At 65.7% G+C, this 12,383-nt stretch carries 14 protein-coding genes; 13 read left to right on the top strand and 1 reads right to left on the bottom strand.

The window, feature by feature from the left end; genetic code table 11:
- Positions 1–310 precede the first annotated feature (310 nt).
- The 10 genes from ACVWWN_RS30340 (at position 311) to ACVWWN_RS30295 (ending at position 8,345) form a co-directional block, all read left to right on the top strand.
- Positions 311–772 (top strand): MSMEG_3727 family PQQ-associated protein, encoded by a 462-nt coding sequence (locus tag ACVWWN_RS30340; RefSeq protein WP_457147157.1) that lies wholly within the window; start codon positions 311–313, stop codon positions 770–772.
- Positions 773–784: 12 nt separating this feature from the next.
- Positions 785–2,470: a PQQ-dependent dehydrogenase, methanol/ethanol family gene (locus ACVWWN_RS30335; protein WP_457147156.1), complete on the top strand. Its 1,686-nt coding sequence runs from the start codon at positions 785–787 to the stop codon at positions 2,468–2,470.
- A 49-nt stretch (positions 2,471–2,519) separates the two neighbouring features.
- Entirely contained in the window at positions 2,520–2,627 is a 108-nt protein-coding gene (pqqA, locus tag ACVWWN_RS30330) for a pyrroloquinoline quinone precursor peptide PqqA (protein ID WP_457147155.1), read from the top strand.
- A gap of 72 nt (positions 2,628–2,699) precedes the next feature.
- Entirely contained in the window at positions 2,700–3,602 is a 903-nt protein-coding gene (gene pqqB, locus ACVWWN_RS30325; RefSeq protein WP_457147154.1) for a pyrroloquinoline quinone biosynthesis protein PqqB, read from the top strand.
- A 9-nt stretch (positions 3,603–3,611) separates the two neighbouring features.
- Entirely contained in the window at positions 3,612–4,331 is a 720-nt protein-coding gene (pqqC, locus tag ACVWWN_RS30320; RefSeq protein ID WP_457147153.1) for a pyrroloquinoline-quinone synthase PqqC, read from the top strand.
- Positions 4,318–4,596 (top strand): pyrroloquinoline quinone biosynthesis peptide chaperone PqqD, encoded by a 279-nt coding sequence (gene pqqD, locus ACVWWN_RS30315; RefSeq protein WP_457147152.1) that lies wholly within the window; start codon positions 4,318–4,320, stop codon positions 4,594–4,596. The genes pqqC and pqqD overlap by 14 nt, the downstream gene beginning before the upstream one ends.
- Positions 4,589–5,725: a pyrroloquinoline quinone biosynthesis protein PqqE gene (gene pqqE, locus ACVWWN_RS30310; protein ID WP_457147151.1), complete on the top strand. Its 1,137-nt coding sequence runs from the start codon at positions 4,589–4,591 to the stop codon at positions 5,723–5,725. Before pqqD ends, pqqE begins: the two co-directional genes overlap by 8 nt.
- Positions 5,722–6,261 (top strand): manganese efflux pump MntP, encoded by a 540-nt coding sequence (locus ACVWWN_RS30305; protein ID WP_457147150.1) that lies wholly within the window; start codon positions 5,722–5,724, stop codon positions 6,259–6,261. The genes pqqE and ACVWWN_RS30305 overlap by 4 nt, the downstream gene beginning before the upstream one ends.
- 291 nt (positions 6,262–6,552) lie before the next feature.
- Positions 6,553–7,062 (top strand): VOC family protein, encoded by a 510-nt coding sequence (locus ACVWWN_RS30300; RefSeq protein WP_457147149.1) that lies wholly within the window; start codon positions 6,553–6,555, stop codon positions 7,060–7,062.
- A 122-nt stretch (positions 7,063–7,184) separates the two neighbouring features.
- Positions 7,185–8,345 carry a mandelate racemase/muconate lactonizing enzyme family protein gene (locus ACVWWN_RS30295; RefSeq protein ID WP_457147148.1) on the top strand — a complete coding sequence of 387 codons (1,161 nt, stop codon included), beginning with the start codon at positions 7,185–7,187 and terminating at the stop codon, positions 8,343–8,345.
- A gap of 418 nt (positions 8,346–8,763) precedes the next feature.
- Here ACVWWN_RS30295 and ACVWWN_RS30290 read toward each other — a convergent pair whose 3' ends face one another.
- Complete coding sequence (locus tag ACVWWN_RS30290; protein WP_457147147.1) at positions 8,764–9,648, bottom strand: LysR substrate-binding domain-containing protein; 885 nt, start codon at positions 9,646–9,648, stop codon at positions 8,764–8,766.
- A 76-nt stretch (positions 9,649–9,724) separates the two neighbouring features.
- Here ACVWWN_RS30290 and ACVWWN_RS30285 point away from each other — a divergent pair, with 76 nt between their 5' ends.
- From ACVWWN_RS30285 to ACVWWN_RS30275, 3 genes are read left to right on the top strand one after another with little or no spacing between them, the layout of a single operon-like run.
- Positions 9,725–10,939, top strand: coding sequence for an acetyl-CoA C-acetyltransferase (locus tag ACVWWN_RS30285; RefSeq protein WP_457147146.1), 1,215 nt, complete (start codon positions 9,725–9,727; stop codon positions 10,937–10,939).
- A gap of 22 nt (positions 10,940–10,961) precedes the next feature.
- On the top strand, positions 10,962–11,657 hold the full coding sequence (locus tag ACVWWN_RS30280; RefSeq protein WP_457145293.1) for a 3-oxoacid CoA-transferase subunit A: 696 nt from the start codon (positions 10,962–10,964) through the stop codon (positions 11,655–11,657).
- Positions 11,654–12,382: a 3-oxoacid CoA-transferase subunit B gene (locus ACVWWN_RS30275; RefSeq protein ID WP_457145294.1), complete on the top strand. Its 729-nt coding sequence runs from the start codon at positions 11,654–11,656 to the stop codon at positions 12,380–12,382. Before ACVWWN_RS30280 ends, ACVWWN_RS30275 begins: the two co-directional genes overlap by 4 nt.
- Position 12,383: the final 1 nt, after the last annotated feature.

Genomic DNA, 12,383 nt, shown 5'->3' with positions numbered 1-12,383 from the left:
AGCGGCACCTCGCGACGTGCGAACGGCACGGTGTGACGGTTCAACGGTCATGCCTACACGCGGAGGTTCAATCGGCATACAGTACACGGTGTCGCGGTCGAACTGGCCGCTGAAAATAGCGAATTGACCGGTAAGCCAGGGCATTTCGCGATGCTCTGCACAGAATTCCGGCCGATGTTCGGCAATACCGAGAGGAGATGCGCACCGAGGTTCGCGCACGGACTGACAGTGAACGCGGTCAATGAGAAACCGCGCATGAACGGTTTTCGCACACCAACAGGAAGTTCCATTGACAAGGAGGTGAGGTCCCATGACGACGGCTAAAGAACGGCCCGACTTACTGCGCGAGCTCGGCTTGGACATACAGAACCACGGAGCCCTTGGTCGGGTTTTGTGCACTGGATCCATCGCTGAGGCCACCGAAAGGCCCGACGGCACGATGGAGGCGACGATCCGGATCAGAGAAGACGAACTCTGTTGGGATCCCGCGATTCTGGTCATGCCGCACGGCGGTTTCATCGAGCTCACGGTTATCAACGACGACAAGAACACGCACGCGGCGTTGTTTCCGAGCAATGGTGACAGGAAGTTTCTCTGGCTGCTCAACCACTCGAAGGGCAAGGCGAACCTGCACCTCGACGGCCCAGGCTACTACTGGTACAGCTCGCCAGGGGGCAACGACGAAGGCCGGGGACTGACCGCCGCCATCGTCGTGCTCGGCGAAGTGCCGCCGGAGGCCCGTCTCGACCGTCCCGCTCAGCCGCGTCCGTAGGAAGGAACGAATATGACCATCGAATACGTGGACGCCGGCGAGGCGATCGACCAGTCAGCGCTGAGCCCCATCCCCGGATCCGCGCCCGCGGTGACGACCAACGTCGACTACGAACGCCTGCTCAATGCACGTTCAGAGTCACACAACTGGCTGACCTACTACGGCGCCTACGACGGCCAGCGGTACAGCCTGCTGGACCAGATCAACACCGAAAACGTCAAGCGCATCGGCCCGGCCTGGATGTTCCAGGCCGGCGCCTCCGGTCACATGGCGGGCGCTTCGACCTATGCGTTCGAGGCGTGCCCGCTCGTCGTGGACGGCGTCATGTACGTCACCGGCTGGGACGGCTGGTTCTGGGCGCTCGACGCGAGGAACGGCCAGCAGCTCTGGCGCTACAAGCACGCAACGCCCTTCGATGTCTCGCTCTGCTGTGGGAACGTCAACCGCGGTTGCGCCGTGGCAGGAGGCAACGTCTACTTCGTGACGCCAAACGCCCACTTGCTTGCGCTGGACGCCACGAGTGGAAAGATGGTCTGGGAGAAGACCATTGGTGACGTGCGTGCGGGGGAGAGCGCCACACTCGCTCCGTTGGTGGTCAAGAACACGCTCATCACGGGCAGCTCCGGCGGCGAGTTCGGCGTGCGTGGCCACATCGACTGTTGGGACCTGAAGACCGGTGAGCACATGTGGCGCACCTACACCGTGCCCAAGCCGGGTGAGAAGGGTTCCGAGACCTGGCCCGCCGACGGTGAGGCCTGGCAGCGCGGCGGCGCGAACCACTGGGTCACCGGGACCTACGACCCCGAGACGAATCTGTACTACGCGGGCACCGGCAACCCGGCGCCCGACTTCGACGGCGCTGTGCGCGAGGGCGACAACCTCTACACCGACTGCGTCGTCGCGCTCGACGTCGACACCGGCGAGATCAAGTGGCACTACCAGTTCACCCCGCACGACTTGTGGGACTACGACTCCACGATGGAGATGATCCTCTTCGAGCGGGACGGCAAGAAGCTGCTCGGTCACTTCGACAAGAACGGCTACTTCTTCGTGGTGGACCGCACCAACGGTGAGCTGCAGCACGTCACTCCCTTCGTGGATCGGATCGACTGGGGCGTCATCACCCGCGACGGCAAGGTGACCCCGCGCAAGTACCCGGACAAGGAGGGCGAGCCCGTCCACTTCTATCCCGGCCCGGCCGGCGCCAAGGAGTGGACGCACGCGGCCTACAGCCCGAAGACCGACATGTTCTACGTCCCCGTCGCCGACGTGGGCGCCACCGCCACCCGTCGTCGCCGCGAATTCAAGGAGAGCATTCCGTACTGGGGCGCTGCCGTTCAGGTGGACATCGATGACATGGCCGGTTCGGTCAGTGCCTTCGACTCTCACGGTGAGGAGAAGTGGCGCTGGCGTCTCGACTACCCGATGGCCGCGTCGGTGCTCGCCACCGCGGGCGACCTGGTGTTCGCCGGCACCCCGACCGGTGAGTTCGCCGCACTCAATGCCAACACCGGCGAGAAGTTGTGGGAATTCAACTGCGGCAGTGGGCATCACGGCAGCTGCTCGACCTACAGCGTCGACGGCAAGCAGTACGTCGTCGTGCCGGTCGGCTGGGGTGGCTGGCTCGAGGGCATACTCCCGGGGATGCTCGGCGCGGGGCACGGCAGCGCGTTGATCGCCTTTGCTCTGCCCGACTGATCCCCATCCGCCACCCCGTCCAGAAAAACCGACAGAAAGAGGAAACACTATGGAACGACAGATCGCCGACAGCACTCTGCAGAAGTGGGAGTCCCCCACGGTCACGGAGATCCGGGTGTCCGCCGAGGTGACCGCCTACGCGGACATCTGGCGCTAGTCGATCGCGGCGGGGCGCCGGGCCGATGCTTGCCCGGCGCCTCACCGACGACCCGGTGGAGGACTGATCACCGTGTGGGTGCGAGTGCTGGGATCGGCTGCCGGTGGAGGGTTTCCGCAGTGGAACTGCACCTGCCCCCCGTGTCGTGCGGTGCGAACCGGTTCACGGCCCTGCGTGCCGCGCTCCCAATCGTCGATCGCGGTCAGCGCTGACCGGCAGACGTGGTTCTTGTTCAACGCATCACCGGACATTCAGTCGCAGATCGAGTCCTTCCCCGACCTGCATCCCGACGAGGGCCGGGTGGTTCGGCTGCAGGCCGTGCTCCTCACCGACGCCGAGCTCGACCACACTCTCGGCCTGCTGCTGATGCGGGAGGGTCGCGGTCTGGAGGTGCATGCGACCGAATCGGTGCACGAGACCCTGACCACGGGGTCGGGGGTGCTGAAGACGCTCGAGGCCTATTGCCCGGTCAAGTGGCAACCGGTGCTACCAGGCGCCGAGGTGCCGCTCGGCAATGGGTCGAATGGGTTGTCCTATTGCGCATTCGACGTCCCCACCGATAAGCGGATGCGGTTCCCCAGCCCATCGACGCACGGCCGAGTCGTGGGCTACCGCATCACCGACGCCGGCACTGGCCGAAGCCTGGTCTACCTGCCGTGCGTACAGCAGCTCACGCCCGACATCCTCGAGCAATTGGCCGGCTGCTCCGGGTTGCTGATCGACGGGACCTGTTGGCGAGACGACGAATTGCCACGCCTCGGCCTGGCCGACAAGACCTCGCGCGGCATGGGGCATGTGCCGATCGACGGCCCCGGCGGCAGCCTCGAGCTGCTCTCACCGTTGCCCATCGACCACAAGGTCTACATCCACATCAACAACACCAACCCGATCCTGCTCGAGGACTCGCCGGAACGGCGGGTCCTCGACCGACACGGCATGCAGGTTGCCGCGGACGGGCTGGAGCTAGCAATCTGAGGAGCGATGATGACCCCGCGCACGCGAGGAGCGATAAAGACAACAGCATTGGCGCCCGGCGACTTCGAGAAAGCGCTGCGCGCCCACGCCAAGCACTACCACCACCAGCATCCGTTCCATCGGCGGATGAATGACGGCGGATCGAGCCGGGACGAGATCCGGGGCTGGGTGGGCAATCGTTTCTACTACCAGGCGAACATCCCCCGTAAGGACGGGGCGATCCTCAGCAGCTGCCCGGACCGAGAGATACGCCGCCGCTGGGTCCAGCGCATCATCGACCACGACGGCACGACCGAAGGATCCGGCGGGATCGAGTCGTGGCTGCGCCTCGGCGAGGCCGTCGGCCTCACCCGAGACGAGATCGAGGACGAACGACATCTGCTCCCGGGTGTGCGCTTCGCCGTGGATGCCTACGTCACCTTCGCGCGGACCCGGCCGTGGGTCGAGGCGGTGGCATCCTCCCTGACCGAGCTGTTCGCCCCCGATCTGATGGCTGACCGGCTCGCCGCATTCGAACGCCACTACACCTGGATCGACCCTGGAGAGCTCGCCTACTTCCGGTCTCGACTCACCCAGGCGCCCCGCGACTCCGAACACGGTCTCGAGGTGGTGCGAACGCACTGCACCACCCCGGAGACACAGGCAGCGGCGCTCGCGGCGCTGTCCTTCAAGTGCGACGTGCTGTGGAGCATGCTCGATGCCATTGACCAGGCCTATGGCAATCATTGATGACTCCGCTCGGCCCCGGTTGGCGCCGCACGTACGGCTCAGGTTCGACGCCGCGCGCGGGCAACACGCGCTGCTGTCACCGGAGACGGTCTGGGTCATCAACGACACCGGCGCCGCGATCGTCGAGCTGTGCGACGGCAGGCGCACCGTTGCCGAGATCCACTCCGAGCTGCAGAGTCGGTACGACCAGGTCGCCGACGGCGACGTCCACCGCTTCCTGGCCGATCTGGTGGCCAAGCATCGCATGGAGGTAAACCATGGATAGGCCCTTCGCACTGCTCGCCGAGCTCACCTACGCCTGTCCGCTGCACTGTCCCTACTGCTCCAATCCGCTCGCGCTCGACGAGTACCGCGACGAGTTGACGACCGAGGAGTGGCAGCGGGTTCTTGCCGAGGCCGCCGAGCTGGGCGTGCTGCAGGTGCACCTCTCCGGCGGCGAGCCGATGCAGCGCCACGACATCGTTGAGCTGGCGCGGTGCGCCAATCAGCTTGGCCTGTACACCAATCTGATCACCAGCGGGCTGGGCTTCTCCGACCGTCGTGCCGAGCAGTTGCGCGACGCGGGCCTCGACCACGTACAGATCAGCATTCAGGCCGACTCGCCGGCGCTGTCCGACCGGATCGCCGGCACTGCGTCGTTCGAACGCAAGCTGGTGGCGGCGCGGCTGGTGAAACAGCTGGGCTGGCCGCTCACCCTGAATGTCGTCCTGCACCGGCAGAACATCGACCGTATCGGCGGCATCCTCGACATGGCGCAGGATCTGGGGGCCGACCGTATCGAGCTCGCCAACACGCAGTACTACGGCTGGGCGGGGTCCAACCGAGCCGAGTTGCTCCCGAGCAGAGACCAGCTGGAGCGGGCGCAGTCGGTCGTCCTGGCGACCCGGGAGCGGCTCGGGGACCGGATGGAGATCATCTACGTCATCCCCGACTACTACAGCCAGTACCCCAAGCCCTGCATGGACGGCTGGGCCCGCCGCCAGCTCACCGTGGCGCCCAACGGCGACGCGCTGCCGTGCCCGGTCGCTCAGGAGCTGGTCCGCGGCCTCGACCTGCCGCGCGCCAGCGTGCGCGAGCACGCCCTGGAGTGGATCTGGACCGAGTCGCCATTGTTCAAGCGATTCCGCGGCCAGGAGTGGATGCCGGACCCGTGCCGCAGTTGCGACCGTAGGGAAATCGACTTCGGCGGATGTCGTTGTCAGGCCTTCGCGCTGACCGGCGACGCCGCCCGCACCGACCCCGTCTGCCACCTCTCCGCCGACCACGGTCTGGTCGCGGCGGCGGTGGCGGCGGCCAACGACCCGACGCGGCCGCGGGGCGTACTGATTCCTCGGCCGCATCCGGGCCGCACCGTATCGCGGGCGACCGCGTCGACGTCGGAGGTACAAGCGTGAACTCGCTCTTCGCCCTCATCCCGATCGCGTTCGTGCTCAGCCTGGACAACTTCCAGTCGTCCATCGGACTGGGGACGACGAAGCCGCGGTGGCGTCGGATCGTCCAGGCCGCCATCGTGTTCAGTGCGTGTGACGCCCTGGCACCGTTGATTGGTGTCTGGGCAGGCAACTTCTTCAGCCGATTCGTCGGGCCGGTGGCGGAGTACGCCGGGGCCGCCGCGCTGGGGGCCTACGCGCTCTACCTGGTGGTGCATGCCATGCGCACGGAGGAGGCCGGTGACCTGGACCATCCCCTGGCGATTCTGGGGATGCCGCTGCCGTTGAGCCTCGACAATTTGGTCGCGGGCGCGAGCCTCGGTGTGGTGGGCGCCTCGGCGGTGACCGTGGCCGCGGTGTGCGGTTGTGCCACCTTGATCATGTCCGCGGTGGGGCTGACATTGGGCAGACTCGCGGCCAGCAAAGTGCGGATCCGCTCGGATCTGTTCGGCGGCCTGGTGCTCTTGGGCATGGCCGTCCTGATGGTGGTCCGGGCGTGATGAACCGCGCAGCGGTCACCGAGCAGGACGGCAACAGCGCCCGTCCGCCGTGCTATCACTGCGGGGAGCGGTACACGTCGGTGAATGCCGTTCGACACACCGAGCCGGTAAGCTGCGACGTCTGCCCTCGCTGCACCGCGATGCCCGCCTGCTACACGTGTCGAAACATGTATTGCGCCTGCGCGGTACACCAGCACTGAAGGGCGGCCATCACGAAGTGCATCCTGGAAGATGTCACGAAAGGGGGCCGGAGTACGCCGCCGCGTTGCTCGAGTCGATAGAGTTTCTGCCATGACGACGATGTCCGAGCACGAGCGTTCCGAGCGGTTCGAGGCGCAACGGCAGCGCATCCGCGAGCAATATCTGCGTCCCGCCGATGAGCGCTCGCCCTCGTCTGCGCGGGGGTTGCATCACACCGCCCTGGTGAGCAGTGACGTCGAGCAGACCGTGCGGTTCTACCAGGATCTCCTCGAGTTTCCGCTGACCGAACTGATCGAGAACCGAGACTATCCCGGCTCGTCGCACTTCTTTTTCGACATCGGCAACGGCAACCTGCTGGCGTTCTTCGACTTTCCCGGTCTCGATCAGGGTCCGTACCAGGAGGTCCTCGGTGGACTGCACCACCTCGCGATCAGCGTGGAGCCGTCGCGCTGGAAGCGGTTGCGCGACAAGCTCACTGCGGCCGGCGTGGAGTTCGCCGAGCACAGCGGCGTCTCGCTGTATCTTCGGGACCCGGACGGTGCCCGCATCGAACTGATCGCCGATCCGCTTGGCGAGATGTACGGCACCAAGGTGCTGTAACGCGTCAGATCGTCACTGCGACAATGCCGTCATCGCAGCGGGCGGCTCTGGTGGGTGGTCGGCCAGCTATGCGTGGTGCCGTTGGCAGCGAGGCCTGCGCGGCTGAAACGGAAGGAGGCGGCATGTCCGAAACCGCCAACCAAAGAATTCTTGTCGCGACCATCGAGACGATTCCGCTGCGAATCCCCTTCAAGACCGGCGGCCACGCCGACGCCTACCTGTGGGGCGACAGGCTCACCGCCGAAGAGTCGCTAATCGTCAAAGTGACAACCAATACCGGCGTGGAAGGTTGGGGCGAAGCGTTCGGGTTCGGCGCTGTCGCCTCGGCCAAACTCGCCGTCGACGAGTTGATCGCGCCACTGTGCATCGGCCAGGACGTCACTCGCATCGAGCCGTTGATGCTGGCGGTGCAAAAGAAGCTGCACCCTTACGGCCGCGGCGGCGCCCTGACCTACGGACTCTCCGCTATAGATACCGCGCTGTGGGACATCGCAGGCAAGCTCGCCACGGCTCCCGTCTCGCAACTTCTCGGCGGCGGCGTCTCCGACATGCCCTGTTATGCAAGTCTGGCTTGCTATTCCGATCCCTCAATCGTGCGCGCCCAAGTCCGCCAGGCCATTGATGCTGGATTTCGCGCGATCAAACTACATGAGGTTGACCTGCCGGCGATCCGCGCAGCTCGCGAGGAAGCAGGCCCCGACGTCGAACTGATCGCGGATGTCGGCTGTCCATGGACGCTGACCGAAGCGCAGAACCTTGCCGCAGAGCTCAGGGCCGTCAACCTGAAGTTCCTCGAAGAGCCGCTGTGGCCGCCGGAGAATTTCGCCGGTCTTGCCGAGCTGCGGCGGACCGCCGGCATCCCCATCTCGTCTGGCGAGAACGCCTCCACGCTCATCGAATTCGAACACATGCTCGCCACGAAAGCGGTCGATTTCATTCAGCCGAGCCCGGCCAAAATGGGCGGAATCAGCGAGTTACGCAGAATTTTTCCCCTCGCCGCCGTCCACAACATCCCGGTGATGACGCACTCCTTCTACGAAGGCCCCGGACTGCTCGCAGCGATCCAGACCACGGCAGCGCTGGGAACCTCTGACTCGATGATTGAGTGGCGCCGTTTCGATCTGGAGGCAGCGATCTACGGGATCGACGCACTCAGCCCCCACGCAGGTCGAATCTCCGTACCCCAGGCGCCAGGCCTCGGAATCGACCCCGATCCCGATGTCATAAGCGCCTATCGCAGCGACAAGGTCTCCCCACGCGGCTCTTCATCACAGGCGACATGACGCTGACCGACGCTCTCGAGGAGATTCCGCACCGCTATCCCCACATCGACGTGGGCCTTACCCGGACAGGTGGCACGGCCTTGTTCGCGGTCGCCCCGATGAGGACGCAAGGCGGTCGTTCGGCACGACTGTGGCAATCGTCTACCTAAGCGCCTCGGCGAAGTTCGAACATTCACACCGCATGAGCGAGTAGCACGCGACTTCAACGGTAGGAGAACATAAAACGTCGATGATCGGCTACAGCGGTGAGCGGCCATAGCAAAGTCAGCCCGCGGAGGAACGAATGACTCCCGACCACAATCAAAACAAGCACCTGCGGCCGGCGTGGAGTTCGCCGAGCACAGCGGAATCTCGCTGCATCTTCGAGCTCCGGGAAAATGGACGGCACCGAGGTGGTGTAGCCGCCGGGCATCGCTGCCTAACCGGCAATGCTCCGCAATACGCCGAGCACCCGCGTGATTGTCGGCGATTTCGCATCCACGAGGTGAGCGGCAATCAGGTCGACGCCGAATGACGAGGGTTCCAGTAATCGGTAGGTGACTCCCGCGACGTCGAGATCGGCTGTCGGCGCGGGGACGACTGCGACGCCCAAGCCGGCCGCGACGAGTGTCACGAGGGTCGACGTCTCTGCGGCTTCGTGGCGAATACGCGGAGAGAACCCGGCAGCAGCGCATGCCGCGGCGAGCACTCCGCTCATGACCGAGCGTCCCTGTCCCGAATGGACGATGAAGTCCTCATCCCGCAGGTCGCCGATGCGCAACTGGTTGTGGTTTGTCAGCGGATGATCGGCCGGAAGAGCGGCGATCAAGCGATCCCGACGCAACACCTCGCATCGGACAGCAGGGTTTTCGACGGGCGGTCTCAGCAGGGCGATGTCGATGTCACCGGCTAACAATGCAACGAGTTGGGCCGGGGCGAGCATCTCGCCTCGAATACTGACCTCGAGATGTGGCACTTCGTCGCGCAGCGCGCGCACCAGTTGGGGAAGGACCGAATAGGTCGCCGATCCGACGCAGCCGATGGCCAGGTGTCCCTCCACTCCGGTCGCGATTCGCCGCGCCTGGTTTCCGGCGTCGTCCACCGCATCGAGGACCCCAATGGCTCGCTCCAGGTACACCTCGCCTGCGGGAGTGAGTTCGACCTTTCGGGTGCTCCGCGTGAGGAGGCTGACGCCGATTTCCCGCTCGAGTTGCCGAATCTGTTGGGAGAGCGGCGGCTGCGCAATGTGCAGGCGCTCGGCAGCGCGGCCGAAGTGCAGCTCTTCGGCCACGGCGCGGAAATAGCGCAGGTGGCGTAACTCCATTATTAGGACGTTACAGATATCAATAGCACTTATCTACGTATTTCAACATATCGTCGCAGCGGCCTACGGTCGAACTATGACAGATGTCGTGATCTGCAATCCGCTCCGAACCCCCGTCGGGCGAATGGGGGGCGCGCTCGCTGCCCTTACCGCGTCCGACCTCGCCACTGCGACCCTGCGTGAACTGATCTCCCGTACCGGACTCGGTGAAGGTGACGTCGACGACGTGGTCTTGGGCAACGGCTATGCCAGTGGCGAGGCGCCGGCCCTCGGTCGGATTGCCGCGCTGGACGCCGGTCTGGGTACCGGGGTGCCTGGACTTCAGATCGATCGGCGCTGTGGTTCCGGGCTGCAGGCCGTGCTCTACGCCGCCGGCCAGATCGCGACGGGTGCGGCCCGCCTGGTCGTGGCAGGCGGCGCCGAGTCGATGTCGAATGTCGAGCACTATGCACTCGGCCTTCGCAGCGGGGTGCGCCAAGGCGGAATATCACTGCTGGACCGTCTCGACCGTGCCCGCGAAACCGCAGGCGGTGCTACTCATCGCGTGGCCGGGGGGATGATCGAGACCGCGGAGAACCTCCGCCGCGAGTACGGCATCAGCCGCGAAGAGCAGGACGAACTCTCGGTCCGCTCGCATCGCCGCGCCGTCGCCGCCCGGGAACAAGGCCGATTCGCCGACGAACTCGTCTCGGTCGCGGTTCCGGGCAGGCGCGGGGGACCGGACGTCGTTGTGGACCGCGACGAACACCCCCGAGCCGATATCACCGTCGAACGACTGGCGGCGCTGCGCCCGATGCGCTCGAAGGTGGACGCCGCGGCCACGGTTACCGCCGGGAACGCGTCGGGACAGAACGACGGCGCGGCCATGTGCATCGTCACCACCCGGGAACACGCCGAAAGCCATGGACTCACACCGATGCTCGCGCTGCGGTCTTGGGCGGTCACCGGATGCAACCCGGAGGTCATGGGCATCGGACCCGTCGCCGCCACGGCTGCGGCACTGGACCGCGTCGGCCTCACCCTCGACGACGTCGACCTCATCGAACTGAACGAGGCGTTCGCCGCGCAGGTGCTCGCCGTGCTCGCCGAGTGGAAAGTCGATCCGCGCGACGACAGGCTCAATCCCAATGGGTCGGGCATCTCCCTGGGGCATCCGATCGGTGCCACCGGCGCCCGCATCCTCGCCACCGCGGCGTACGAAGCCCAGCGCCGCCAGGCGCGTTTCGTACTCGAGACCATGTGCATCGGCGGCGGCCAAGGACTTGCGGCCGTGTTCGAAGCAATCCGATGATCGAGAAATTCCTGGAGGGGCGATGAGCCGCACGGTGATCTGCTCGGACGCGGCGGAGGCCGTCGCCGGTATCGAGGACGGCGCCACCGTACTCGTCGGGGGGTTCGGCATGGCAGGCATGCCGACCACACTGATCGACGCGCTGATCGCTCAGGGTGCGTCCGAGCTCACCATCGTCAGCAACAACGCGGGCAACGGCGACACCGGGTTGGCGGCGCTGTTGGCCGCAGGCCGGGTCACCAAGGTGATCTGTTCTTTTCCGCGCCAAGCGGATTCCTACGTGTTCGACGGGCTGTACCGTGCGGGTAAGGTCGACCTCGAGGTGGTGCCGCAGGGCAACCTGGCCGAGCGGATGAGGGCGGCCGGCGCCGGCATCGGCGCGTTCTTCTGCCCGACGGGCGTCGGTACCCCGCTGGCCGAGGGCAAGGAGACCCGCACCATCGGCGGCCGCGACTATGTGCTGGAGTACCCGATCCACGGCGACGTCGCGCTCATCGGCGCCCACGTCGCTGACCGAGCGGGAAACCTGCTGTACCGCAAGACGGCTCGCAACTTCGGCCCCGTGATGGCCACGGCCGCGGCACTGACGATTGCCGAGGTCGCCCGCGTCGTCGACGCCGGCGACATCGACCCTGAAATCGTGGTGACACCCGGTATCTTCGTCGACCGCGTGCTGAACCTGTCCGAACTGTCCGACACCCAACAGAAGGCATCATGACCGATACCCTGGAATTGGCGACGGTCGAGCATCTCGACCGGGGTCCCGTGGACAAGCGGGAACTCGCCGCCATGATCGCGCGTGACATCCCCGCGGGGTCCTACGTGAATCTGGGTATCGGACAGCCCACCACGGTGGCCGACTACCTCGACCCCGCCGCCGGAGTGGTACTGCACACCGAGAACGGGATGCTGGGCATGGGTGGGGCCGCCGTCGGTGACCAGATCGATCCGGATCTGACGAACGCGGGCAAGATACCGGTCACCGAAACCCTTGGGGCGTCGTACTTTCACCACGCGGACTCGTTCGCGATGATGCGCGGCGGTCACCTCGACGTGTGCGTGCTCGGCGCGTTCCAGGTCAGCCGGCACGGGGACCTCGCGAACTGGCACACCGGTGCGTCGGACGCGATCCCGGCAGTGGGTGGCGCAATGGACCTGGCCATTGGCGCCAAGCGCGTCTTCGTGATGATGAGCCTGTTCACCAAGGACGGCACCGCCAAACTCGTGCCCGAGTGCACCTATCCGCTGACCGGGCTGCACTGTGTCAGCCGGGTGTACACCGAGTACGCGACCTTCGACATCGACCCTGCGGGTCACGGCATATGGGTCCGTGAAACGTTCGGCCTCAGCGTCGCGGCGCTGTCCGAACGGATGGACGTCGAACTGCTCGACGAACGGGAGCAACCGAAGGCCGTACCTCGACCTGATCGTTGCTCGGGGTGAC

The organism is Mycobacterium sp. URHB0021 (assembly GCF_054057895.1).
This window is presented reverse-complemented; position numbering and strand designations above follow the sequence as displayed.